The 25178-nt window shown below is 33.2% G+C and carries 23 protein-coding genes; 15 read left to right on the top strand and 8 right to left on the bottom strand.

Translation table 11 applies throughout. The features are described 5' to 3' along the window. Positions 1-14: 14 nt before the first annotated feature. Positions 15-1391, bottom strand: coding sequence for an FAD-dependent monooxygenase (locus IPO86_15165; protein ID MBK9729448.1), 1377 nt, complete (start codon positions 1389-1391; stop codon positions 15-17). Then, the gene (kynU, locus tag IPO86_15160; GenBank protein MBK9729447.1) at positions 1384-2646 is read right to left on the bottom strand and encodes a kynureninase; all 1263 of its coding nucleotides are present in this window, start codon (positions 2644-2646) and stop codon (positions 1384-1386) included. The genes IPO86_15165 and kynU overlap by 8 nt, the downstream gene beginning before the upstream one ends. A 73-nt stretch (positions 2647-2719) precedes the next feature. Here kynU and xerD point away from each other — a divergent pair, with 73 nt between their 5' ends. Further along, positions 2720-3640 carry a site-specific tyrosine recombinase XerD gene (gene xerD / locus IPO86_15155; GenBank protein ID MBK9729446.1) on the top strand — a complete coding sequence of 307 codons (921 nt, stop codon included), beginning with the start codon at positions 2720-2722 and terminating at the stop codon, positions 3638-3640. A gap of 240 nt (positions 3641-3880) precedes the next feature. Here xerD and IPO86_15150 read toward each other — a convergent pair whose 3' ends face one another. Further along, on the bottom strand, positions 3881-4312 hold the full coding sequence (locus tag IPO86_15150; GenBank protein ID MBK9729445.1) for a hypothetical protein: 432 nt from the start codon (positions 4310-4312) through the stop codon (positions 3881-3883). Between the two features lie 55 nt (positions 4313-4367). Between IPO86_15150 and mtgA the strand changes: the two genes are divergently transcribed. Then, positions 4368-5129: a monofunctional biosynthetic peptidoglycan transglycosylase gene (mtgA, locus tag IPO86_15145; protein ID MBK9729444.1), complete on the top strand. Its 762-nt coding sequence runs from the start codon at positions 4368-4370 to the stop codon at positions 5127-5129. Between the two features lie 385 nt (positions 5130-5514). Here the strand turns inward: mtgA and IPO86_15140 are convergent, their stop codons facing one another. The 3 genes from IPO86_15140 to IPO86_15130 all read right to left on the bottom strand — a co-directional run bounded on the left by IPO86_15140 (position 5515) and on the right by IPO86_15130 (position 7875). Next, entirely contained in the window at positions 5515-6240 is a 726-nt protein-coding gene (locus IPO86_15140) for a copper homeostasis protein CutC (GenBank protein MBK9729443.1), read from the bottom strand. Between the two features lie 28 nt (positions 6241-6268). After that, entirely contained in the window at positions 6269-6880 is a 612-nt protein-coding gene (locus IPO86_15135) for a superoxide dismutase (protein MBK9729442.1), read from the bottom strand. A gap of 92 nt (positions 6881-6972) precedes the next feature. Continuing rightward, positions 6973-7875, bottom strand: a complete 903-nt coding sequence (locus IPO86_15130; protein ID MBK9729441.1) for a DMT family transporter — start codon at positions 7873-7875, stop codon at positions 6973-6975. Between the two features lie 59 nt (positions 7876-7934). On the opposite strand from IPO86_15130, the gene IPO86_15125 reads away from it, so the two are divergent. From IPO86_15125 to IPO86_15090, 8 genes are all read left to right on the top strand, one after another. Beyond that, positions 7935-8408 (top strand): redoxin domain-containing protein, encoded by a 474-nt coding sequence (locus IPO86_15125; GenBank protein ID MBK9729440.1) that lies wholly within the window; start codon positions 7935-7937, stop codon positions 8406-8408. A gap of 9 nt (positions 8409-8417) precedes the next feature. Then, the gene (locus IPO86_15120; protein ID MBK9729439.1) at positions 8418-8720 is read left to right on the top strand and encodes an ATP-dependent Clp protease adaptor ClpS; all 303 of its coding nucleotides are present in this window, start codon (positions 8418-8420) and stop codon (positions 8718-8720) included. Between the two features lie 5 nt (positions 8721-8725). Beyond that, positions 8726-9409, top strand: coding sequence for a leucyl/phenylalanyl-tRNA--protein transferase (locus IPO86_15115; protein ID MBK9729438.1), 684 nt, complete (start codon positions 8726-8728; stop codon positions 9407-9409). A 58-nt stretch (positions 9410-9467) separates the two neighbouring features. Next, positions 9468-13475, top strand: coding sequence for a T9SS type A sorting domain-containing protein (locus IPO86_15110; GenBank protein MBK9729437.1), 4008 nt, complete (start codon positions 9468-9470; stop codon positions 13473-13475). 49 nt (positions 13476-13524) lie between these two features. Next, a complete protein-coding gene (locus IPO86_15105; GenBank protein ID MBK9729436.1) occupies positions 13525-14811 on the top strand; it encodes a bifunctional folylpolyglutamate synthase/dihydrofolate synthase in 1287 nt (428 codons plus the stop codon). A gap of 10 nt (positions 14812-14821) precedes the next feature. After that, positions 14822-15373 (top strand): UbiX family flavin prenyltransferase, encoded by a 552-nt coding sequence (locus IPO86_15100; protein MBK9729435.1) that lies wholly within the window; start codon positions 14822-14824, stop codon positions 15371-15373. Between the two features lie 414 nt (positions 15374-15787). After that, positions 15788-16423: a 4'-phosphopantetheinyl transferase superfamily protein gene (locus tag IPO86_15095; protein ID MBK9729434.1), complete on the top strand. Its 636-nt coding sequence runs from the start codon at positions 15788-15790 to the stop codon at positions 16421-16423. After that, complete coding sequence (locus IPO86_15090) at positions 16350-16880, top strand: hypothetical protein (GenBank protein ID MBK9729433.1); 531 nt, start codon at positions 16350-16352, stop codon at positions 16878-16880. Before IPO86_15095 ends, IPO86_15090 begins: the two co-directional genes overlap by 74 nt. 274 nt (positions 16881-17154) lie before the next feature. Here IPO86_15090 and IPO86_15085 read toward each other — a convergent pair whose 3' ends face one another. After that, complete coding sequence (locus IPO86_15085) at positions 17155-17736, bottom strand: sigma-70 family RNA polymerase sigma factor (GenBank protein ID MBK9729432.1); 582 nt, start codon at positions 17734-17736, stop codon at positions 17155-17157. Positions 17737-18001: 265 nt separating this feature from the next. On the opposite strand from IPO86_15085, the gene uvrA reads away from it, so the two are divergent. After that, complete coding sequence (gene uvrA, locus IPO86_15080; protein ID MBK9729431.1) at positions 18002-20821, top strand: excinuclease ABC subunit UvrA; 2820 nt, start codon at positions 18002-18004, stop codon at positions 20819-20821. A gap of 240 nt (positions 20822-21061) precedes the next feature. On the opposite strand, the gene IPO86_15075 is transcribed toward uvrA, so the two are convergent. Further along, positions 21062-21331 (bottom strand): hypothetical protein, encoded by a 270-nt coding sequence (locus IPO86_15075; protein MBK9729430.1) that lies wholly within the window; start codon positions 21329-21331, stop codon positions 21062-21064. An 853-nt stretch (positions 21332-22184) separates the two neighbouring features. Here IPO86_15075 and IPO86_15070 point away from each other — a divergent pair. From IPO86_15070 to IPO86_15055, 4 genes are read left to right on the top strand one after another with little or no spacing between them, the layout of a single operon-like run. Then, positions 22185-23003 (top strand): ABC transporter ATP-binding protein, encoded by an 819-nt coding sequence (locus tag IPO86_15070; protein ID MBK9729429.1) that lies wholly within the window; start codon positions 22185-22187, stop codon positions 23001-23003. A gap of 21 nt (positions 23004-23024) precedes the next feature. After that, positions 23025-23798 carry a hypothetical protein gene (locus IPO86_15065; protein ID MBK9729428.1) on the top strand — a complete coding sequence of 258 codons (774 nt, stop codon included), beginning with the start codon at positions 23025-23027 and terminating at the stop codon, positions 23796-23798. A gap of 44 nt (positions 23799-23842) precedes the next feature. Further along, positions 23843-24181 carry a GntR family transcriptional regulator gene (locus IPO86_15060; GenBank protein ID MBK9729427.1) on the top strand — a complete coding sequence of 113 codons (339 nt, stop codon included), beginning with the start codon at positions 23843-23845 and terminating at the stop codon, positions 24179-24181. Beyond that, a complete protein-coding gene (locus tag IPO86_15055; protein ID MBK9729426.1) occupies positions 24168-24923 on the top strand; it encodes a DUF2807 domain-containing protein in 756 nt (251 codons plus the stop codon). Before IPO86_15060 ends, IPO86_15055 begins: the two co-directional genes overlap by 14 nt. The last annotated feature ends 255 nt before the right edge of the window (positions 24924-25178 follow it).

The raw sequence follows: 25178 nt of genomic DNA, 5'->3' as shown, positions 1-25178 counted from the left end.
CCAATTTTTTTTGCTTATGTTTCTGAATTTAAAACACCAATTTCAGAGTTCATACTATTAAAAATAGTTTCAATCTCTAATTCACTCCATTCCATTTTTTCATTTTGACAGATCTTCATTAAAATAGCATCTTGTTTTCGGCCTCTAATCATCGCGTCGTAATAAGAAATATCTGGACGAAACGTTACCAAGGCATATTTTGAAAAATATGCTGGAAATTGTTTTTCAAGCTGCATTTCCAACTTGCGTTTGCGTTGAAAAACAGGGTCGGCAACCTTATCCCGCATTTCAATAAAATTATCGTCTGCTAAGTCTGCAATTGCATCCCCATTGGGTTTTCTAATATTAGAAAAATGATGAAACAAATTGCCCCAATCTGAATAACTGTCTAATAAGGTATCAAATTCATAAACATCTTCAAACCCACAATTCATTCCTTGACCATAAAATGGGATGATAGCATGTGCAGCATCGCCCATTAATAAAATTTTATCTTCAAAATTCCAGGGTGCACATTTAACAGTATAAAGATGGCCTGTAGCATGCGCAAAAAATTCTTCTAATAAATCTGGCATGATAGGTACTGCATCTGAAAAATAGGTCTCAAAGAATTGGAATACGTTTTCTTTTGTTTGTAAAAGTTCAAAACTATCCTTTCCATGATATGGCAAAAAAATTGTAGCCGTGTAGGTAGCATCTGGGTTCGGAAGTCCAATCATCATAAAATTTCCTCTTGGCCAGATATGCAATGCATTTTTTTCAATTGCAAAAGATTTATGGATGCCTGGCGGAATGGTCAATTCTTTATATCCATAATTTTGAAATGACTGGCTATAATTAAATCGCAATTGAGGGGTTCTTTCAAACATCATTTTTCGTGCAATGGACGCTGCACCATCCGTACCAATTAAGGTTGCATTATAGATGGATTTTTCAACTTTATCTTGATCTTCAAAAAAATATACGCTGCAATCTTTTTCTGTTCGAACTAAACGCGTATTGAAATGGATCGCATGGGGTTTTATTTTTTCAATGGCATCCATAAGAATTACATTCAAGTTTCTCCTGGATATTGAATTGATGTGTTCTCCAGGTCTTAAGCTATAATCTTGAAACTGGAGATTTCCTTTCAAATCATGAATCATGCGGCCTTTCATTTGAATTGCCTGAGATAGTATTTCCTGATCTATACCTGCTAATTTTAAAGCCCGAATGCCTCTATGAGATAATGCAAGATTGATAGATCTACCGGCACTTATATCGGTCTTTCGCATGTCTGATCTGGATTCAAAAAGTTCTACATCAAATCCCCTTTGTAACAATCTTAAACCAAGTAAACTGCCAACCAAGCCACTTCCTGCAATAATAATTTTATTATGTTTATTAATCATGTATTGCGTTCTTTAAAATTTCCATAAATTCAAAAACATCTGTAAATGTATTATAAAGTGGTACTGGGGCAATTCTGATAACATCTGGTTCGCGCCAATCTGCAATAACTCCATTTTTTGAAATTCTATGGAATATTTTTTTATCTGCATTTTTTATTTTAATTGAAATCTGACAACCTCGTTCATCTTCTGATTTTGGAGTGATTATTGAAATATTTGGATCTTTTAATTCATCTAATAAAGTAAATAGTAAATTTCCGAGTTCTAGAGATTTTTTTCGTAAGGATTTCATTCCAGCTTCTTTAAATAATTCTAAGGATGCCAAAAGGCATGCCATTGGTAAAATTGGTGGATTACTAAGCTGCCATCCTTCTGCACCAGGCATAGATTCATAAAGTGGTTCCATTTTAAATCGTGTCATTTTATTATGTCCCCACCAACCTGCAAATTTTGGAATTGTGTAATTATAGGCGTGTCGTTCATGTACAAAACAACCCGCCAAACTTCCAGGACCACCATTCAAATATTTGTATCCACACCAAGTTGCAAAATCTGGGCCATCCTCATGAAGATTTAAAAATAAATTTCCAGCACCATGTGCAAGATCAAAACCAATTTTACAACCTGATTCATGCGCTAATTTGGTTATAAATGGAATTGGATATGCTTGGCCAGTATAATAATTTACCGATCCTATTAAGGCAAGTGCAATAGTATCTCCTTCTTTTTCAAAAATCGATTGAATTGTTTCTTTTGAAATATAATCTTCTCCAGGCTCTGGTTTTAAGATCAATAAGGCTTCTTTCGGATCAAATCCATGAAAACGGATTTGAGATTCGACGGCATATCGGTCTGAAGGGAATGTACTATGTTCAATTAAAATTTTAAATCGCTGCTTAGTGGGTCTGTAAAAACTTACCATCATCAAATGAAGATTAACAGTAAGGGTATTCATAATAACTGTTTCAATGGGCTTAGCTCCTATAATATTGGCCATAGCATCGGTTAAAAATTCATGATATTTATACCAAGGATTTTTAGCATTGTGATGTCCGGTGACCCCAAATTGAGCCCAATCCAGTAGTTCCTGATCTACATATCCTCGGGTTTTTTGAGCTTGTAGTCCTAAAGAATTGCCACAGAAATACAGATAATCATGGCCTTCAATGGTTTTTGGAAACAAAAACTGACTTTTAAAATGTTTTAAAGGATCTTGTTCATCTAAAGCAATAACTTCTTTTCTTTGTACACTCATATTCAGAATTGAGCTCAAAAATAAGTCTTTTGAATTATAGCGCATGAAATCCCTTCCATCTTAATTTTGTCCAATGGATTGGCATTCAAGTGTAACAGGTTTTAAGCATTATTTGGGTTTAGAGCGCTCCCTTTCCTTAAATTCAGTGGAAGCCTATGTGAGGGATATCGATAAATTGAGGATGTATGCAGAACAAAAACACCTGAGCTTATCCCCGGATCAAGTCAAAATGAATCATATTGAAGATTTTTTATCTTGGCTGCAGCAATTTGCTTTAGAAGATCGATCACAAGCCAGAATTTTATCTGGCATTAGAGCTTTCTATAAATATTGTTTGATTGAAGATCTAATACAAAATGATCCAACGGAACTCATTGAAGGTCCGAAATTAAGTCGAAAATTACCGGATGTGCTGAGCATCCAAGAAATAGATGCTATTTTGAATGCTGTTGATTTGAGTAATGATCAAGGGCACCGAAATCGGGCCATTATCGAAACTTTGTATTCCTGTGGTTTGAGAGTAAGTGAACTCACTGAATTATTGATTTCAAATATGCATGAGGAAAGTGGATTTTTAAAAGTAGTTGGAAAAGGTAACAAAGAACGTCTTGTTCCAATCGGTCAGGAAGCTATTTTGCAAATTAAGTACTATCGGGATCATTTTAGAAATCAACTACCTAGAATTAATGGCCATGAGGATTTTATCTTTTTAAATCGATTTGGAAAAAAATTAAGCCGTGTAAGTATTTTTGAAATCGTAAAAGAAAATGTGCGAAGAGCCGGTATTCATAAAACCATTAGTCCACATACATTTAGACATTCTTTTGCAACGCATCTTGTTGAAGGTGGTGCAAATCTTAGAGCTGTGCAGGAAATGTTGGGACATGAGAGCATTACGACAACTGAAATTTACACACATTTAGATTTAAATTTTTTAAGAGAAACCGTACTTCAATTTCATCCGATGAACCGCAAAGTAGAAAAATTAAAATGAAAATCGGAATGCCTGAATTCAAATTATGAATAGAGCATAAGGTGATCCCAGGGTTGTTCTCTATTTTAATTGTGGGTTTACTCAGGATGTAATTTGGAATCGAATTTATTTTATTTATTAAATATTCAATTGTAAATTTATTTAAACATTCAAAAATAAATCCTTTTAAAGAAATTTATATTTTTAAATAACCCGTAAAATTCAATTGAAAAAAAATGAAATTATAGTAGAATTCTGTTTTCAACGTTTTCTGACAAAAGTCAATATCAATAATAATATGGAAAATACTTTGACAAGATTGACCATTAAAAAAAGAATAAAGGACGGACGATCCGCATCAAGAGGTTCGCTCCAGTATCTGAAGTACGGAAAGTATTTAATGGGAATCATAACTTTAGAAGCTAATACACCTTTGCATCGGTCGTTTTCAGGGATCTTATAATCCAGGATTTTATTATACCCATCGTAACGCTGCTGATATTGGGTTTGATTAAGTGAATATTCATAAAAATAGATGCGGTCACCTATACAGTTATGGTCGTATATCCAAGCTTCTCCGGGAATCGAAAAATAACGCAATGCAATAGACCGGAAAGGATCTTCAACCCGAAAAAATGGCAAAATAAAAAAACTAGCAATAAAAAACAGGAAGATTCTTAAAAACCAAATCATATGGATAATTATATGCCAAAAGTATATAATTTTGACCATAGATGAAGGGAACTAAATGCAATTAAAGCTTAGCATATTAAAATTAAAAACAGGTTTATGGAAACTTTTCCAAAAATACAGTTCCTGGCGATGGTATCTAAAAGCTTTAAGTTGGTTAGGCCTGATTATTTTCCTTCATTTTTTCTATTTATTTGCACTCATATTAGTTTTCCCACCATTTACCGTGACCCAAATTTCGAGTCTGCTTTCTGGTCATGGGATTAACCGGGATTATGTTTGTTTAAAAAATATTTCTTCAAATGCAGTATTGGCAGTAATTGGTGCTGAAGATCAAATTTTTATGGAACATTATGGCTTTGATATGGAAAGTATCGAAAAAGCTATGGAGCATAATAAAAGAAAACCTAAAAAAACACGGGGGGCATCTACGATAAGCCAACAAGTGGCCAAAAATGTTTTTTTGTGGCAAGGCCGAAGCTGGATTAGAAAAGGATTGGAAGTATATTTTACCTTAATGATCGAAACCTTATGGAGTAAAAAACGTATCATGGAAATGTACTTGAATGTCATTGAAATGGGAGATGGCATCTATGGTATTCAGGCGGCCTCAAAAAAGTATTTTAATAAAGATGCTAAATATCTTAGTAGAGAGGAAGCGGCAAAAATTGCAGCTTGTTTGCCAAGTCCAAAAAGGTATAAAGTAAAACCACTTTCTCCTTATGTCGCTTTCCGCACTCCGTGGGTCCTTCAACAAATGTATCAATTAGAACCTGATGAAGAAATCCAAAAACTACTTTGGAAAGCAAATTTTAAATAAGTCCTGTTCTTGTTTTCTGATAGATTTAAAAACTAAACGGCATCTGACATTGGATATAGTAAATGGAGCGTCAAATGTGGGGGTATTAGAATCAAACTTTTCTACGGCGTAATTTTTTATTAATGAAATATTTGTTTTCTGTTTATAAATACTTGTCAGGCAGTAAACATTGTTAGCTCTTCAAGAATGAGTCAAGTTACCTGTAAGAATATTTGTTTTGTTTGAACTCTTGAAAGCCAAACCATGTAATACAAAATTTAGATGGCTTATAATGGTTGTTATTTATTAAATAGAGGAAGAGATTTTAAGGCAGGAATTTTCAAATTTTAGCTTATTTTTTTGGAACATAAACCAACGACTAAGAATAGGAGGGAATTGCAAAAGCTCACTTCGAATTAATTATACTTACCTTATGGATCAATTCCTGGATCAATGCTTCATCTGCTTGTTCCTTGCATCCAAGATTCATAATTCCTTCTATTTGATTTGAAGCCTGACGTAAAGAAGCATGAAATCTTTTTAATCCAGTTTTGTTGAGGATATCCCCAATATTTTCAGCTTGTATTCCTCCGGCTGCCATAATTTCTATTTGATCACCAAATTTTTGATTCCAGTTTTTTAAAGTTTGAATTCCGTTTACTGCATTGGATGCACATCCCGAACTTAAAAGCCGATCAACATTGAATTCTATTAATTGAGATAAAACGTTCAATGGATTTTCAGCAACATCAATAGCGCGATGATAACTTAAGATTTTACCTTGAGAAATAGCACGTAATTTTTTTAAAAATGAAATATCAAGATTTCCAGTATTTGTTAATCCACCAGCTACAATGGTATCTATGCCTAAATCGATTGCAGTTTGAATATCTTCTAATATGATTTCTTGTTCTATTTCATCGTAGACAAAATTTCCATTTCGGGGTCGAAAGAAAACTGCCATTTCTTTTTTAAAGATACTTCTGGCTTTTTTTATTAAAGCAATACTAGGTGTTAATCCGCCATGATGAAGATCAACACACAGTTCAATAGCATCTACATTATATTTTTGTGCAAGGATAACGGAATGAATATCTGCACAACAGATTTCAATAGTGATATCTGAACGCATGCAAAATTATACAAGTTGTAAAAAAGAATTACGAATTAAAGGAATTATATCTTTTTTCAGCGAATTCCCAATTGAGCACATTGTAAAATCCAGCGATGTAGTCTGGACGACGATTTTGATACAATAAGTAATAAGCATGTTCCCATACATCCAAACCTATTATCGGATATCCACCACAACCAGTATTTGGCATTAATGGATTATCTTGGTTAGGGGTCGAACAAATTTCTAATTTACCACCTGGATGTACACATAACCACGCCCAACCGGATCCAAATCTACTAACGGCTGCTTGTGCGAATTTTTCTTTAAAAGTATCGAAAGAACCAAAATCTCGTTCTAAAGCAATTGATAAATTGCCATTTGGATTTCCACCTCCATGTGGAGACATGAGTTCCCAAAATAAGCAATGGTTATAAAAACCACCTCCATTATTGCGTAAAGGCATATTTGTCATATCCAGATTTTTTAAAATATCTTCGATAGACATAGTGTCCTCTGGTTTATCTTTAATTGCAGCATTGAGATTATTGGTATATGCAGCATGATGTTTTCCATGATGAATTTCCATGGTGCGACTATCTATATGCGGTTCAAGTGCTTGTGGTGGATAAGGTAATTCGGGTAGTGAAAAAGGCATAATCTATTTTTTGTTTCAGGTTGTAAATGTAAATCACAGAAATTTAAAAAAAGCTGATCCGATAGTTTTTTTTCAAAAGTTCTACAATTATTTTAATCAGATTCTAATTTCGTAAAGGATTTTAAGTTTTTTTCAAGGAAAGGATGAAGAAAAACACTTGCCAATATAATAATAACACCTAAATAAAACATTCCATTCAATTGTTTATGTTCTTGGATTAATACAACCGCTAAAATGATACCATATACAGGTTCTAAATTAAAGGCAAGCATGGCTGTAAAAGCACTTAAATTTTTTAAGGAACGGACCACAAAAACATAGGATACCACCGTACATAAATAGGATAATATAAATAAATACAACCAATCCATTTTGGATGGTAAAAAATTTGCAGAAGGATCTATTATAAATACAACTGGGAGTAAAATGGTCATGAATAACCAAACAGAAAATAGTTCGATCCAGGTAATACTTATGGGATCACTTTTACTTATATATTTTTTATTTAAAGTTGCAAAACTTGCTGATAAAATGGCAGCCAGAATTCCGATGCCAAATCCAAGCCTATAGTTTAATTCTATATTTTGTAAAATCATCCACATGCCTGGAAGTGTAATCAATCCTATAAAGATATCTAGTCGTTTGAGCTTCTTTTTGTGAAACCAGGCTTCAAAAAATGCAGTAAATAAAGGAATAAAAGCTAAACAAATCATAGCAATTGAAGAGTTGGAGAGTTTAATGGAACCATAAAAACAAATCCAATGCAAACCAACAAGTAAACCAATTCCAAGAAATGTGAATAAGTTTTTGCGATTCATGGTTTGAAATCCATTATTCTTAAACATCTGTGGCAAAAGCAGAATCCAGGTCAATAATGACCGCCACCAAACCAAAATGAGTGCAGGTAAAAGTATTAATTTGCCTAAAATACCTGTAAAACCGAATAAAAACACCCCAATATGCAATAAAATGAAAGACTTTCGTAAACTATCCATTTTGTATTTTGAAAATAAAAACAAATATCTAATTTTGTGCCCTCATAAACGAGAATTAGATGCATACATTACATATTGGAGAAAAAGCCCCAGGTTTTAATTTAGTTTCCAGTGACAAAACAATGGTTAATCTGGAAGACTTTAAGGGACAAAACATTTTGCTTTTATTCTTTCCATTCGCATTTACCGGAGCATGTACTGCCGAAATGTGTCAAATGAGAGATGATATAGCTATATATGAGAAAGCAAATGCACAAATTTTTGGCATATCGGTAGACTCACCATTCACTTTAAATAAATTTAAAGAACTGAATCAGATACCATTTCCTCTACTTTCAGATTTTAATAAAATTACATGCAAAGCATATGATTGCTTACAAGAAGAATGGAATTTCGGACTAAAAGGGGTTTCAAAAAGATCTGCATTTATTCTTGACAAAGAAGGATTGCTTCGGTATTCAGAAATTTTGGAAAATCCAGGAAATTTACCTAATTTCGAGGCTATAAATCAAACATTGAATAATCTTATTTAATTTACTTTCATGACGCAAACAAATCCAGGTACCTGGGAAGCAATTGAAGAAGACGTGTTGGTAGAAGATTCAGTTGGAAATTTATCAGAATTAATCGTATATAATGATGATATCAATACGTTTGATTGGGTAATAGAAAGTCTTATGGACATTTGTAGCCATTCATTTGAACAAGCAGAACAATTGTCATTGCTTGTTCACTTTAAAGGCAAAGCCATCGTAAAAACGGCTAGCTTTTCCGTTTTACGTCCGATGAAAGATGCCCTTTGTGAAAGGGGATTATCAGCCGTCATTGAAACCATCAAAGTGTAATTAAGTTGCCGGTTTATACAATACCGGAAAATCAATTCATTTTTCCACATCCGGCATTAGCTCAAGAAGATGGCTTATTGGGTATTGGCGGAGACCTGCAAGTTGAACGGATTTTATTAGCATACCAGAATGGAATTTTTCCATGGTATTCTGCTGGCGAACCCATACTTTGGTGGTGTATAACTCCTAGATTGGTATTATATCCTGAAAATATAAACATTTCTAAAAGTATGCACAGCTATTTTAATCAATCAAAGTTTACTCTAAGTTTTGATAAAGATTTTCTTTCTGTAATACTCCAATGTAAAACAAGCGAACGGGAAGGGCAAGGGGGGTCCTGGATACACCAGGAAATTATTGACACATTTCTTGAATTACATGCAATGGGAATTGCTCATTCTGTTGAAGTTTGGAAAGATGAATATCTGGTAGGAGGCCTTTATGGTTTGGCAATTGGGAAAATATTTTGTGGAGAATCTATGTTTTCAAAAACTTCAAATGCTTCAAAATTTGCATTAATTCATCTTGCGAAATTTCTTCAAAAGAAAAATTTTAAATTTATCGATTGTCAGCAAGACACTCCACATCTCCGAACGATGGGCGCAGAATTGATATCGAAAAAACGATTTTTTGACTGTTTGGAAGAAAATAAGAATCAGCCAATTCTACAAGAGAAATGGTCGCTCTAGAAAAAATTCGGTACGAATCATTGAAATCAGCAATACCTTTATTAATTAATTCATTAAAATGAGAAATATCTTTTTCGCACTTTATCTAATTCTTAGCTACAGTAATTTCCTTTTTGCACAAGAGAAACCGGGTCATTTAGTTATTGATAAAAATACACCTGAATTTATTAAATTTATTTTTAAGGAAAACCCAAATGTATTTGAAGTCGAAAAAGCATATCGGGATTATTTCGCTGAAATCCCATTTGTTAAAAGTAGCTACACTCAATATTATAAACGATGGATGTATTGGGCACAAAAAAATATGCATCATGATGGTCAAGTCTATGAAAAAACAAACGAAGAAATAAATCTTGAAGAAGTTGAACGAATTCAATTGCGAAAATCACAGGGTATTCATTCAAGATCTCCCGCAGGAAATTGGAAATTTGCAGGCCCGAATAAAACTTTTGATACCGATGGATTAACGAAAGTTACCTGGCAAACTAATATCTATTCTATGGATATCGCACTATCAGATTCAACAGTACTTTATGCAGGAGGTGAAGATGGGGGCGTATGGAAAACCACAGATCATGGTAAAAACTGGACATTAACCACGAGTAATATTCTTCATGGAGCATTTGGAGCCGTTAAAATTCATCCTAAAAATCCGGATACAGTGTATGCTGGAACAAGTGGAAAAATTATTAAAACAAATGATGGTGGTAAGAATTGGACCACAGTGTATTCTGAAAATGGTTTGTGGACAAATGATTTAGCAATCAGAACAACGGATGGACAATTAATTTTTGCAGCAACAAATAAAGGACTTATAAAATCAACAGATGGTGGTAAAACATGGACAAAAGTCTTTCCAGAAGAATGTTGGACCATAAAATTTAGAAGAAATAATCAAGCTACCATTTATTGTGTAAAACAAAATGGCAATTCCTCTAGTTTTTTGAGGTCTACGGATGGTGGCACTTTCTGGTTTACAATTGGAAATGGATGGTATAATCCTGGAATTAATGAAACAGTTACAGGAGCACTTATTGCAGTTTGCCCATCCAATAGCAATAAACTTTATGCTTATTTATGTGGAAATGGAGGCACATTGAATGGATATGTAGGAGTTTTTGTGAGCCTAAATGGAGGAGATAGCTGGAATAATACCAACCCAACGAATGCAATTGGCGGAACCTATTCAATCCCTACACATACAAATTTAATGGCTCATAATGGGACCAATGGATTTAATCAAGGATTTTATGATATGGCAATTATTGTAAATCCTAAAAATGAAAATCAATTAATTGCAGGAGGAACTTCTTGGTTTAAAAGTGTTGATGGAGGAGCAACCTGGACCGGATTAGGCGGATATGTAGGCAGTCTACCCTGGAGTCATCCAGATATACAATGTATGGTTGCACAAGGAAATGATTTGTGGATTGGAAGTGACGGTGGAATCAATTATTCAAATGATTTTGGCCAAACTAGTGAAGCCAGAATGGATGGTATTTCTGGAGCAAATTTGTGGGGATTTGATGCCGGTTGGAATGAAGATATTTTGGTCGGTGGAAGATATCACAATGGCAATATGGCCTGGCACGAAAGTTTTCCAGCCACTTCATTTTATCGAATGGGTGGAGCAGAAGCCGCTACAGGTTATGTAAATCCTGGACCTGGAAGGAAAACTTATTTTTCTGATATTGGAGGATATGCTTTAAAAACTGGATTTACCTCTGGTGTTAGTTATTTCCCCGTTGGACTTTTCCCAAATGAAACCTATGCATATTATGCGAATAGTCAAATGACTTGGCATCCTCAATGTTGGAATATCATTTACTTGGGAAGAGATAATAAAATCTGGAAAAGCTTGGATGGTGGTGGAACATTCCAGCTATTGTATACCTTTCCTGGGAATGTCGATAACAAAGTTTTCGAAATTGAAATTTCAAGGTTTAATCCGCAAATAATTTATACAACCCAATGGGATGGAACCGATGATTCATTATGGAAAACCTTAGATGGTGGGAAAACCTGGAATCGATGTACCCCGTTGCCGTTGCCAAATAATAACGACCGTGCAAAAATTTCTTTGAGCGCAACAAATCCCAATGAACTTTGGATTGCTCTGACCTATGGTTCCAATGGAAAAAAAGTTTATAAAACTATAGATGGTGGTTTGAGTTGGATCAATCTTACAAGTACTAAATTAGATAACATCACAATTACTGATATTTTGCATCAATATGGTACCAATGGAGGAGTGTATTTAGGTACCTCTAGAGGTGTTTTTTATAAGACGGATGGAATGGTCGATTGGCAAGCGTATTCTGATGGATTGCCTGTCAGTGCAGAAACCAATCGCTTAAAACCGTTTTATCGGGATGGCAAAATCCGAAATGGATGTTGGGGATTTGGAGTTTGGGAAAATTCTTTATTTGAAGAATCGAAAGTAGTTGCACAAGCAATGGTAGATAAATTAGAATCCTTCTGTATTCGCGATACATTTTATTTTGATGATTATTCTGCAGTTAATCATAACGGGGCAAGTTGGACTTGGACAATACCAGATACCCGGTATTTGACTGGAGATAAAACACGAACACCAAAAGCTATTTTTAATTCGCAAGGATTAAAACAGATCGTCATGAATTTGAAAAATGCTACCGGAAGTTTTTACGATACGATCTATGTGAATGTAAAAAATCAATGTGAAAAAGATAGTTTACCAGGAGGAGCATTGTCTTTAACCGGAGCTGGTTCCTATGCTCAAATTCCGCCACTCGGTAAGATTACAAATACAATTACAATGATGGCATGGATAAAATCAAACGGAAATCAAAAAGATTGGGCTGGCCTCTTATTTAAACGCAATGCAGGTACTGCTGCAGGTTTAAGTGTATTAAATAATGGAGATATTCGATATCATTGGGACGCAGGAGGGTATAATTGGGTATCTAAAGCGCGATTAATACCTGGTGAATGGACACATGTAGCAATCGTTGCGAGTCCGGATGCAATTACAATTTATAAAGATGGCGTCCCGTTTACAAATACGGTAACGGTTGTACCTCAATCCTTTGAAAGTCCACTCATTATAGGTGCGGATTTAAATGGAGGAGATCGTTATTTTAAAGGTGAAATGGATGAAATCTGTACCTATGATCGCGCATTAAGTCAAAGTGAAATCCGCGAAATCATGCATTTGACAAGGACACATACAAATAATCCAGGAATGCTTAGTTATCATCAATTTAATGAAGGTGTAGATTTAATTCTTGACAAGCAAAATTCGTTTCATGCCTCCTTGTCAGGAAATGTAAGCATCATAAATTCGACGGCACCTGTAGGACCAGGTTTTAGCCATCGACTGGATATTCGCAATAAAGGAAGTTACTCATTTGGATTAACAGGATTAATCATTGATTCTGAAGATAGTGGTGTTTATCCGAATGGAGAGCTTTGTATTACCAGAATTAATTATATCCCTACAATTGGATTCAATCCAATTCAGAAACCCGTGAGTCCTGCTTATTGGATATTGCATAATTTTGGATCAAATACCTCATTTACTGCTTTTAAAAATATGAATTTTCAAAATATTGGAGCCGTTTCAACTCAAACTACAATGGATGAATTGAAACTTTTTAAAAGAGTTCCAAATGCAGATACAAGTACTTGGTTATTTTCTGATGTTAGCGTTGGTTTACAAGCAGGCAATAATGCATCTGCTCAATTTAACAAAACCAAAGTACAGACGCAAGGTCAATTTTTAATTACAAAAGCCATATCCGATACTTTAGTAGTAGGGATTGACAAACCGATTGCCTGGAATGAAAATCCTGAACTTGCAATTTATCCAAACCCTTTAACCGGGGATCAACTATTTAACATTGAAACAACATTGGAAGGCGAGGTGAAGACAAAACTAATAGATGATAAAGGTCGAACCATTTTTATGTTTAGTTTTCATAAAAAGTATCAATTTGATCCTACCCATTTGCAAGCTGGAATTTACATCTGCAGTTTTGAAACAAAACAACACTTAATATTCAAGAAAATAATTATTGCAAAATAGTATCGCCTGAAATTGAATTCTTGAAAAGGAAAAATATTTTTTATTCATCATGAAATACTCAGAGGCACTGCAATATATGTATGATGCATTACCTATGTATCATCGACTCGGAAAATCCGCATTCAAAAAAGATCTTACGAATATTAAATCTCTTTGTGATGCAATGGGAAATCCAGAACAGTCAATTCCATGTTTTCATATTGCTGGGACGAATGGAAAAGGCTCTGTTTCCCATTTACTGGCTGCCGTTTTACAAGCACATGGATTTAAGACTGGTTTATATGTTTCCCCACATTATAAAGATTATAGAGAGCGGATAAAAATAGATGGTGTTTATATTTCTAAGCTTTTTGTTCGCAATTTTGTAGATCGTTATAAGAATTTATTTGAAGAAATAAAACCTTCTTTTTTTGAAATGACAGTTGCTATGGCATTTTCATGGTTTAAAGATCAGAAAGTTGATTATGCAGTCATTGAAACTGGACTTGGTGGTAGATTAGATTCTACAAATATTATTAAACCACTTCTGAGTATTATTACAAATATAAGTTGGGATCACAGTGACATGTTAGGAGATACACTGGAAGCAATTGCAGCTGAAAAGGCAGGTATTATTAAGGATGGGGTTCCAGTTCTAATAGGTAGAAGACAAGATGAAACAAAGGAAGTGTTTTCAAATTATAGCAAATCTAAAAATGCAACTTTATATTATGCAGACGAATTAATTTTAAAGTTTAATTGGCAAAAAAATTTATATGGCATTGAAAAAATTCAAACTGAAATTTTTGATGAACAAATTCAGATAAATCCATCTTTAAAGGGTAATTATCAATCTGAAAACATTAGAACGGTATTAGCTGCTTGTCAAATTTTACATAGCACACTTGGAATTCATTTAAATAAAGACAAGATAATTTATGCTATGGAACAGGTCGTTGAATTGACCCGGATGATAGGAAGGTGGCAAATTCAATCGTTAGAACCAATGATTGTATTAGAAAGTGCCCATAATGAAGATGGAATCAAGTTCTTAGTGGAGCAATTAAAAGACATGAATTATAAGCAGCTGCATTTGATTTGTGGGTTTGTGAAAGATAAACCTTTGGGTCCTGTTTTGAGTTTATTACCTAAGGATGCAAACTATTATTTTGTCAAGGCAAATTTGCCTAGAGCATTGGAAGCGTTACAATTACAAGAACAAGCATTGCATTTTGGTTTGAAAGGCAAAGTTTATAAATCTGTACGTGGAGCCTTTACACAGTCAAAACGAAATGCACAGAAAGAGGATTTGATTCTTGTTACCGGAAGTATTTTTGTAGTAGGTGAAGTTTTATAAAATTCCAAAAATGAAGATTGTTATAGCAATAGGAGGAGCAAGTGGTTCTATTTTTGCCAGAATATTATTAGATACTTTGGAAAACATAAAGGAACATGAAGTTGCAATAGTACTTTCTGAAAATGCAGAGATTAATTGGGCTTTGGAAAATGAGCATCATGCATTGGAAAAATATTCATTTAAAAGGTATGCAAAAAGTGATTTTAATGCGCCCTTTGCATCTGGATCAGGAAAATTTGATGCTATGATAATTTGTCCATGTTCTGCGGGATTACTGGGAAGAATAGCGAATGGTGTTTCTGATGATTTAATAAGTCGAGCTGCAGATGTTATGTTAAAGGAAAGAAAAAAATTAGTGCTTGTATTTCGAGAGAGTCCCTTCAATTTAATTCATATAGAAAATATGCAGCGGATTAGTTTAGCTGGAGGAATTATCTGTCCTGCAATCCCATCTTTTTATTCTAAACCTAAATCAATAGAAGAACTTGTTCGTACAATTACAAATAGAGCTTTAGAATTAATAGGAATTGATACCAATTCATTTCAATGGGGAAGGAGTTAATAGTTAATAGTTAATAGTCAAGAATCAATGGTTAAGAGTCAAGAGTCAATGGTTAAGAGTTAAGAGTCAATAGTTAATGGTTAATGGTTAAGAGTTAAGAGTCAATAGTTAATGGTTAATAGTTAAGAGTCAATAGTTAAGAGTTAATAGTCAAGAGTCAAGAATCAATAGTTAATGGTCAATAGTTAAGAGTCAATGGTTACTAGTTAATGGTCAATAGTCAATGGTTAAGAGTTAATGGTTAAGCGTCAAGAATCAATAGCTAATGGTCAATGATAAAGTGTTTTAGACAGGAAATACTGGATTTTCTAATTATATAAATTAAATTTTTTGAATTGCTTTAAAAATCATTTACATTCCTGTTTTAATTTTAGATCTTTTTCATTGAAATATGCTCAAAAATAATTCTTTAACATGCCTATTGTAAAGAACGTTTCACTCCAGAATGCAGATGTAATTATTTGGCATATAGTAGAAGATAATGATTTTTTCTTAAATGAAATGCCTTGGGATGATAAGCAAATTGTTTGGATACATTCTATTCATCCGGATAAAATGCGGGAATATTTAGCATCCAGATATTTAATTTTTAAGGTTACTGGGAAATTAGATAGTCATTTATATAAAGACGAAGCAGGCAAATTACATTTGCATGACACAAATCAGCATCTTTCTATTTCGCATTCTGGTGATTGGACTGGTTTGGCGATTTCAAATAATATCATTGGATTTGATTTACAAATTTATTCAAATAAAATTCATAAAATTGCAAAACGATTTTTAAGTTCGAAAGAGTATCAAGTTAATTTAAACTCACAGGTAGATGAAAATTTAATTGTGAGTTGGGCTATTAAAGAGGCAGTTTATAAAGCCCATGGGAAAAAAGGAATTCATTTTGCCGAACAGATAAAATTGGATTTAGACACTTTTAATGAATCGCAATATAGAATTCAAAAAGCTAGCTTAATTTCAGAAAATGAAGAAAAAAATTATACCATATTTCACGATTGGTTTGAGAATTTTGGATGGGCCGTTGCCATTCAATATTAGAATTTTTATATTTTTCCTTATCCTTTCAATTTTTAGTGCTTGTAAGCCTAAAACTGGAGTTGCTATTCATGAAAAATCCCAGGAGCAGGAATCGCACTATTTAAATTTTGAAGGATTGCCGAATGATTTTAAAACCTTCTATCAAAAATTTCATACGGATAGTGTTTTTCAAATGGAGCATATTGTTTTTCCTTTGGAAGGATTACCAGATCATGCAGACCCTGAAGATGTTCGTAAAGACGCATATTATTATACAGCCGACCAATGGGTATTGCATACTTCATTTGACCGGAATGACAATGTAATTTATTACATCAATATGGCGAATGTTATTATTGAAGAACGGATTCAAGAAAAAAAATATCAATTAATGATTATCCGCAGGTTTGCAAAAGCGTCTGGAGGATGGAGATTAATATATTACGGTGGACTCAATAAATACACTGCGAATCAATAAATAGTCGAACTTCTAAAAAGCCCTTTATCTATAGAACTTTGTGCAAAGACGTGCACTATTTTAGGAAGTGAAGATTATGTAAATTTATGTTGAGATAAGAATTGGAGAGGAAGCGTGTTAAAATAAAAAAGACCGCATCTGGCGACGCGGTCCTCCTAATCCCTGTGGGAAATGTAATCCCGATTTTAACGAAGCTTAAAAACTCTCATTTAATATCTTAACGACAATTTCTTGCTGTTGGTTTCAAATTTGTGTTAAGGTTTTGCTAAAGAAATTATTGTAAAACCATAGAACGTTCCTCCATCATTTTCCGGATATTGATTAAAGCGTAGCGCATACGACCCAAAGCAGTATTTATACTAACTCTGGTTAAAAGTGAGATTTCTTTAAAACTCATATCGGCATAATGCCTTAAAATCACTACTTCTCGTTGTTCTTCTGGCAATAAATCCACTAATTGACGGATACGGTCGTGCGTTTCTGAACGAATCAATTGGTCTTCCCTGTTTTCATCGGGTAATTCTAAGACATCAAAAATGTCAAAATCATCACCTCCCGAAACTTTTGTACGACGCTTATTCCTCCGGAATTGGTCAACACACATATTATAAGCTATCCTTATAGCCCATTGTGAGAATTTACCTTCATGATTATAGGTGCCTTTACGTAAGGTGTCTATAATTTTGATAAATACATCTTGAAAGAGGTCTTCGGCCAATTCTCGGTCTTTCACAAACAAATATATAGATGTATAAATCTTTTGTTCATGTCGGCGAATTAATTCTGCGAAAGCGGATTCGCTGCCTTGTAGATACTGGTCGATCAGAGCCTGATCGGATAGATTAATTGCTTGCATACCCTTATTTATTTAAGAATTAATAAAGTGTAGAAGTTTTAATCTATAGGCGCGTTAATTGATGGTTTATAAAACAATTATGATATAAAGATACGATAATCATCGTAGCCGCTGCATTCTTTAAGTCGTTTTAACGAAATTTTAACCGCATTCAATGATTACCAGTACAAACATATCAAAATAAATGCCAAATATTAGAGCTTTTTATTAATTTTCTTCCAGATTCGCTTAAAAATGAGTCTTTTTGCAGTTTGATTTAAATTAAATGACATTACCTAAAGCTCGACAGACTTCCAATTTTATAGAAATTAAAGGAGCCAGATCCAATAATTTAAAAAATGTGGATGTTTTGATTCCCAAAAATAGACTGGTTGTTGTAACTGGTGTTTCAGGATCTGGAAAATCCTCTTTGATTTTAGATACGCTTTATGCTGAAGGCCAAAGACGTTATGTCGAGAGTTTATCTGCTTATGCAAGACAGTTTTTGAATCGCATGAAAAAGCCAGAGATAGATTATATAAAAGGTCTTTGTCCAGCAATTGCAATTGAACAAAAAGTAAGTTCTTCAAACGCCCGATCTACGGTAGGGTCTATGACCGAAATTTATGATTTTTTACGCCTTTTATTTGCCAAATTAGGTAAAACATATTCTCCAATATCAGGGAATGAAGTTAAAAAAAATGAAGTTAAGGATGTGGTTGATTTTATTTTAGCCCAGAAAAAAGGGTCAAAAATTTATATCGCCTTTAAAATGCAACAACACTATCCAGAACGCAGCTTTTCTCAAGAGTTGGAAATGCTGTCACAAAAGGGCTTTACAAGGATATTTTGGAATCATCAATTGAGTGTAATTGAGGATGTTATAAGCCAAAAGAATAAACTATTAACGAAAAAGGTAACAGATGCAGCCTTAAAGTCATGTATGATTGTAGTCGATCGCATCATTCTAGGAGAAGTGGATGAGGATTTCCGAAAACGCATTGCGGATTCTATTTTGACAGCATTTGCAGAAAGTCTAGGTGATTGTGAATTAATTTTGGAAGAAAGCTCAGTGCATTCATTTTCATCTAGATTTGAATTAGATGGTATCTTATTTCCAGAGCCTAGTCCGCAGTTTTTTAATTATAATAATTCCTTTGGTGCTTGTCCAAAATGTGAAGGGTATGGACGTATTATTGGGATAGATGAAAATAAGGTGATTCCGAATCCAGGAAAGACAGTATATGATGGAGCCATTGCATGTTGGTCTGGTGAGAAAGTGAGTGAATGGTTAACGCCATTATTGACTATGGCTGCAAAAATTAAATTTCCATTGCACACGCCTTATCGGCAATTAAGTCAGGTTCAAAAAGATATTTTGTGGAATGGAAGTGGAGCTTTTCTTGGTATCCGAGCATTTTTTAAGGAATTGGAAGAAAAATTATATAAAATTCAAAATCGAATTTTACTGGCTAGGTATAGAGGAAAAACAATTTGCTATGAATGCAAAGGAAGTCGATTGAGGAAGGAGGCATTGTATGTAAAATTTGCAGAGAAAACATTTTTGGATTTAATGTTTATACCTATTGAAGAGCTAATCTATTTTTTTGAAAAAATTAAACTCAATGATTACGATTTTGAAATTGGTAAGAGATTATTGTTTGAAATCCAAAATAGGTTAGCAGTTTTAAATAAGATTGGTTTAGGTTATTTAACACTTGATAGACTATCCAGTACTTTGAGTGGTGGAGAATCTCAAAGAATCCATCTTACAAGAACTTTAGGTTCTAATTTAACGGCTTCCCTTTATATATTAGATGAACCCAGTATTGGCTTACACCCCAAGGATACTTCCAAATTAGTAGAAGCCCTCATGCACTTAAGGGATCTAGGGAATACAGTTATCGTAATAGAGCATGAAGAAGAAGTAATCAAGAAAGCAGATGAAATTCTAGACATTGGTCCGGGAGCTGGAATCCATGGAGGTGAAGTTGTGTATTCCGGTAGTTATGCCGATTTTTTAAAAGAGTCAAAAAAGAATTTGACAGCCTCTTATATTACAGGTGAAAACACAATTCCAATTCCATTATACCGCAAATCGAATATGGACCAAATTATTTTGGAAGAAGTGAATTTGCATAATATTGAGAATTTGACGGTCCATTTTCCATTGCAAACAATGATTTGTGTTTCCGGTGTATCTGGGTCAGGTAAAACAACCTTGATAAAACATGTGCTTTATCCTTTATTGCAATCTAAGTTAAATGATGAGCTACGGGATGATCAAAATCTTGCAAAAATAAGTGGTGCTTATAAAAGAATTCATCAGGTTGAATTAGTAAATCAGCAAGCAATTGGCCGGTCTTCCAGAAGTAATCCCGCTACTTATGTTAAAGCATATGATGAAATTCGGGACATATTTAAACAACAGCCACTTTCAAAATTAAGGGGTTATTTGCCAAAACATTTTTCATTTAATGTAGAAGGAGGTCGGTGTGAAAATTGTAAAGGAGACGGAGAAATTGTAGTGGAAATGCAATTTTTGGCAGATGTAACTTTAGTATGTGAAGATTGCAACGGTAAACGGTTTACAAATGAAATCCTGGAAGTAAAATGCAAGGAAAAAAATATATTTGATATATTGGAATTGAGTATTGAAGAAGCCTTGCATTTTTTTTCAGATAGAAAGGAAATTGTAAAGAAATTAAAACCACTTCATGATGTTGGCTTGTCTTATCTCAAACTCGGACAATCTTCTTCTACCTTGTCAGGAGGAGAAGCTCAAAGATTGAAGCTTGCTTATTATTTAGGATTGGAAAGTAACGCAGACCATTTATTTTTTATTTTCGACGAACCTACAACAGGTTTACATTTTGATGATATTAAAAAATTATTATTTGCATTACACAGTTTGGTTGAAAAAGGGCATACGGTGCTTGTCATTGAACATAATATGGATGTATTAAAAACGGCCGATTGGATTATCGATCTTGGTCCTGGTGGTGGTAAACATGGGGGCAAATTATTATTTGAAGGAACTCCAGAAGGATTGTTAAAGGTTAAAGAATCTCATACTGCATACTATCTCAAAGAAAAACTGAAATAAAGAAAGGAAATAAAGTTTTGGAATTCGTATTCCACTTTATATAAATTTGGAGTGCTATTATTTGCTTTTGCAATAAGATGTACCTACTTATACTAAAAGGTATGGCTATGATTTATTTGGGAATTAATTTACTAGAAATCAAGAATCCGTTGTATTGTGGATGTATTTGAAAATAGGGAGCAATGATTTTATTCTAAAGAGATTGATACAATTTTTACAAAGTTCTCAGGATGAAGTTTGTTAATTCCAACGGACATGTAAAATCAGGTATATTAGCCAAATAATACCGATTCCAAACAAAGTATAAATTGCTAGATTTCCCCATTTTTGATTTCCGGTATAATAAAGAAATCCGATTAGACAAGACACTAAACAAGCAATTATCGTTATGATTCCAAGTCCGTCTTTTTCAGATTGTCCTGAACTCATGGTTTTGGCAGGTATAAAAAACCAATTATAAAGTAATAAGGCCGTGATTAATAGGAGAAAATAATAAAGGAGTTTTGCCATGATCTTTTTTTTAGATAATTAGACTATAATTCAGCTTGTACAATCTTAAAATTATTTTTATGAATAGGTCTCTTTAAAACCAAATACTTTAACGCATAATTGTAAATTTGAAATTCTAATAACGGCTTAAATTTAATGCTTTGTAAAATTTATTAGTTTTTTATTTTAAACTCAGATAATTATTAATTACTGATAACAATGTAATTGGCAGAGGTTTTTCTTTATTTAAAGATTGGCCTAAGAAACTTCCGATAAATAGCAATTTGGGATTTTCATTATTAGGATACATTTTAGCATAATTATTAAGAGATCTCTTGCTTTTATTTAAAGAGACCGGAGAATTAAAATACCTGTTAGCTAATGGAGGTGAATGGATTATGGAATTGATTTGGCATGTATAGTATACATATAGGAATTGATTTGCATTTTTTTGAACACGGTTTGCCTTAGCTAACCCATTATAAACGATTCGCTAGCGAATCCAAATCTTATAATTCATTGTATAATTCATAAATTGTTTATATTTAATTTATTATATATATTAAATAATATAATATAAATTTTTTTTCAATAATTTATGGTGATTTTTATTAAATGGGAAAATCAAATAACCAGTCATTTAATATGGGATCCAATTAAAGATTCTACTTAAGTTAATTTCACGATTCAGGAATTTTTCAATAATAATGTGAAAAATATTTTCTCTTATAACTCCGTATAATATTAAATAACAATGTATTATACATTATAAAAATAAAATTATGAAATTATTTTCAAAATAATTTTGTTTTTTGAGTTCCCTCTATATACCTTTGTGGTGTACTAATAAACTAATACACTAAAACAACAGTATATGATACAAGTAAAAGATCTAAGTTTTGGTTACAGGAGAAAAAAGGCAACACTTTTTGATGCTTTAAACTTAGAACTCCAACCGGGAACTATTTGTGGAATTCTTGGAAAGAATGGTGCAGGTAAAACAACATTATTAAGGCTGGTTTCAGGATTATTATTTCCGCAACAGGGGACAGCAACCGTGAATGGTTTTGAAAGTAGGGAACGGCGTGTTGATATGTTGACAGATCTGTTTTATGTTCAGGAAGAGTATGTTTTTCCAGAGGTTACAATGTCAAAGTACGTTGAAATCAATGCGGTTTTTTATCCGAACTGGGATCATCAGAAATTTCATCAAATTCTTCAAGATTTCGAATTGCCATTGGATAAAAAAATTAAGGAATTGTCCTTTGGACAAAAAAAGAAGTTTTTAATAGCATTTGCATTAGCAACAAATTGTAAGTTATTAATTTTGGATGAACCTACAAATGGTTTAGACATTCCTTCAAAAACAATTTTTCGGAAAGTAGTTTCTGCATCTCTTGGTGATGACCAGTGCTTTTTGATATCAACACATCAGGTAAATGACGTAGCTAATTTATTAGATCGCATTGTTGTGATCGAAGGCGGTCGTGTAATTTTTAATCAGGATTTATTTACAATCAGCGCCAATTATCGTTTTGATTTTCATCCTGGTGCCACCATTCCTACAAGTTATTTATACTCAGAGCAAGTCCCAGGTGGTCATGTTGTAATGACACAGAACCTGCCAAATGCACAGTCGACAGATGTTGACATTGAAATCTTATTTAATGCAATTATTTCAAAATCTATTTAAAACCCATCAAACTTAAATTATATGAACCAAATATTTAGTATAAAAAGAATTGGATGGCTTGGGAAGAAAGAATTCTATGAGTCATTTCTTCCACATTTTAAAATATTGACCATTGTTGTAAGTTCCATAATCCTAATCAGATGTGTCATTGAGTATTTTAGAGATACATTTAATGAAAGTGGTGGAATTGTTTCATTCGATTATGAAGGTGTCTTTATTGTATTTGCATTTATCTATACCATTAATATTTTTAACGAATTTAAACTTTTGTCAACACGTGCAGATTATCTCACCTTACCTGCAACTGCAGTTGAAAAAGTATTTACAAAATGGTTGTTTGTAAATGTTATTTATTGGATTGGTGTTGCACTGGTATATACTGTTTTCTATTGGATACAAAAATTAGTAATTGGAGGTTTGATTGGGAGGCCCTTCGGATCCTTTGATTTATTTAATCCAGATAATTTAAGAGGATTACAGTATTTAATTATAGTATTTAGTGTTTACTTTTTTGGTGCTGCAACCTTTAACACCGGAGCCTGGTATAAAGTCATTTTTTGGGGAATTTTATTAAGCTTAGTATATATGTTGATGGTATTTTTATGTGCTTATGCATTATTTCCAGAACTACGAGCTGAGCTACATGGACAAACCTATGTAAATAGTAATATACCTATAGATTTGTTTTTGGAAGATTATTGGATTATCAAATTTGCTAAATTCTTTATACTATATCTTGCTGCACCTTTTTTCTGGTTCATGACTTATTTAAAAATCAAAGAAAAGGAGGTTTAACTATGGAATTTAAAAAATCATTATCAATATTTGAACAGATCGGTATGTCCGTACAAGAGAATATTATTAACAAGGACTGGCAAGAAGGAGAACGAATTCCTTCCGTGCGAGATTTTGCTACAAGCATCCAGGTAAATCCGAATACAGTAATGCGAACTTATACATTATTGCAGGATCAAGGGATATTGGAAAACAGAAGAGGCATTGGTTTTTTTGTCGCAAATGGAGCGTTTACAAAATCCATTCAGCACAGGAAAGATCAATTTGCTGAAGAAATTTTACCCGAGCTATTTAAGAATATGGACCAGCTTACCATAAGCTGGGAAGAAATGAAACAATATTATACTAACTGGAAAAATAGTTACCAAAATGAAACTAAGTAATAAAATTCTAATCGCATTTTTTTCTTTAATATTTATACTGACGATAGTCACAATGGTTGAAATCCATAATTTAGAAAAGGATTATTTTAATGATAGAATAAGCGGCAATCAAAAATGGACTTCTGCTGAATATTCGATTTTAGATTTTCACACACTAGAAGTTGGAGGTCACTTTGTGGTTCGTTGGCATAAAGGTTCTCCAAAACTTATTGTGAAAATTGAGGAATCATTGAAACCTTATTTTAGAATAAAGCAGGATTCTGATAAACTAAGCTTTAATATGGATAGTTTAGAAACTTATCGCTCCAATGGAAACATTGAAGTGGACATTTATTCTGAGAACTTAAGAGCATTGAAACTGTCGGATTTTATGCAATTTTCAAGTAAAGACACTTTAAATAGCGGAACCCTAAGTTTTGAATTTGAAGATCATGTAGAAGTTGATTTATTAGTGCAAACGGATAGTCTTGAATTGAATTTGTTTGATTTTTCTCAGCTTAAGTTAAAGGGTAGTTCTAAGGTCACCAACGCCGACCTAAATGGTCATACAGAATTGGATGCATTTGATTTTTCAATGCAAAATGCCTTTATACATATGGATGATTTTTCTAAAGCAGAGCTTCTGGTACTGAATTATTTGAAAGCAGAATGTCAAGATCATGCAATTTTAAACTATAAAGGAAGTACTGTAACTGCAGAGATCAACCAACGGAATTTTAGTGAAGTGACAAAAGAGAATTAATCATTTCAGGGCCTAAAAATAGAAAAGGCTTAGATTTGGCAAAAAAGCAATTATACAGAATTAAATATTTATTAGACTGTATTTTAGACTAATTTGCAAAATATAAATTAACAAAAAATTGATAATAAAGAATAAAATTTAAGGATTTCTTAAAAACAATTTGCCTGATGCAACGTTCTAATTAGGTGCGACTCTTTAAAAAGACAGGTACATAACACTGAGAATTTGATTGCTTAAAGACTTGCGAAAGTCAGC

It is taken from the genome of Saprospiraceae bacterium (assembly GCA_016717265.1).
Taxonomy (GTDB): Bacteria; Bacteroidota; Bacteroidia; order Chitinophagales; family Saprospiraceae; genus Vicinibacter.
The sequence above is the reverse complement of the archived record's forward strand: the minus strand, read 5'-3'. Positions and strand labels throughout refer to the sequence as shown.

Excerpts from the sequence above, each read along its gene's own strand:
- IPO86_15165 (MBK9729448.1), bottom strand. The coding sequence starts at position 1,391 with ATGATTAATAAACATAATAAAATTATTATTGCAGGAAGTGGCTTGGTT.
- kynU (MBK9729447.1), bottom strand. The coding sequence starts at position 2,646 with ATGAGTGTACAAAGAAAAGAAGTTATTGCTTTAGATGAACAAGATCCT.
- xerD (MBK9729446.1), top strand. The coding sequence starts at position 2,720 with ATGGATTGGCATTCAAGTGTAACAGGTTTTAAGCATTATTTGGGTTTA.
- IPO86_15150 (MBK9729445.1), bottom strand. The coding sequence starts at position 4,312 with ATGATTTGGTTTTTAAGAATCTTCCTGTTTTTTATTGCTAGTTTTTTT.
- mtgA (MBK9729444.1), top strand. The coding sequence starts at position 4,368 with ATGCAATTAAAGCTTAGCATATTAAAATTAAAAACAGGTTTATGGAAA.
- IPO86_15140 (MBK9729443.1), bottom strand. The coding sequence starts at position 6,240 with ATGCGTTCAGATATCACTATTGAAATCTGTTGTGCAGATATTCATTCC.
- IPO86_15135 (MBK9729442.1), bottom strand. The coding sequence starts at position 6,880 with ATGCCTTTTTCACTACCCGAATTACCTTATCCACCACAAGCACTTGAA.
- IPO86_15130 (MBK9729441.1), bottom strand. The coding sequence starts at position 7,875 with ATGGATAGTTTACGAAAGTCTTTCATTTTATTGCATATTGGGGTGTTT.
- IPO86_15125 (MBK9729440.1), top strand. The coding sequence starts at position 7,935 with ATGCATACATTACATATTGGAGAAAAAGCCCCAGGTTTTAATTTAGTT.
- IPO86_15120 (MBK9729439.1), top strand. The coding sequence starts at position 8,418 with ATGACGCAAACAAATCCAGGTACCTGGGAAGCAATTGAAGAAGACGTG.
- IPO86_15110 (MBK9729437.1), top strand. The coding sequence starts at position 9,468 with ATGAGAAATATCTTTTTCGCACTTTATCTAATTCTTAGCTACAGTAAT.
- IPO86_15105 (MBK9729436.1), top strand. The coding sequence starts at position 13,525 with ATGAAATACTCAGAGGCACTGCAATATATGTATGATGCATTACCTATG.
- IPO86_15100 (MBK9729435.1), top strand. The coding sequence starts at position 14,822 with ATGAAGATTGTTATAGCAATAGGAGGAGCAAGTGGTTCTATTTTTGCC.
- IPO86_15095 (MBK9729434.1), top strand. The coding sequence starts at position 15,788 with ATGCCTATTGTAAAGAACGTTTCACTCCAGAATGCAGATGTAATTATT.
- IPO86_15090 (MBK9729433.1), top strand. The coding sequence starts at position 16,350 with ATGAAGAAAAAAATTATACCATATTTCACGATTGGTTTGAGAATTTTG.
- IPO86_15085 (MBK9729432.1), bottom strand. The coding sequence starts at position 17,736 with ATGCAAGCAATTAATCTATCCGATCAGGCTCTGATCGACCAGTATCTA.
- uvrA (MBK9729431.1), top strand. The coding sequence starts at position 18,002 with ATGACATTACCTAAAGCTCGACAGACTTCCAATTTTATAGAAATTAAA.
- IPO86_15075 (MBK9729430.1), bottom strand. The coding sequence starts at position 21,331 with ATGGCAAAACTCCTTTATTATTTTCTCCTATTAATCACGGCCTTATTA.
- IPO86_15070 (MBK9729429.1), top strand. The coding sequence starts at position 22,185 with ATGATACAAGTAAAAGATCTAAGTTTTGGTTACAGGAGAAAAAAGGCA.
- IPO86_15065 (MBK9729428.1), top strand. The coding sequence starts at position 23,025 with ATGAACCAAATATTTAGTATAAAAAGAATTGGATGGCTTGGGAAGAAA.
- IPO86_15060 (MBK9729427.1), top strand. The coding sequence starts at position 23,843 with ATGTCCGTACAAGAGAATATTATTAACAAGGACTGGCAAGAAGGAGAA.
- IPO86_15055 (MBK9729426.1), top strand. The coding sequence starts at position 24,168 with ATGAAACTAAGTAATAAAATTCTAATCGCATTTTTTTCTTTAATATTT.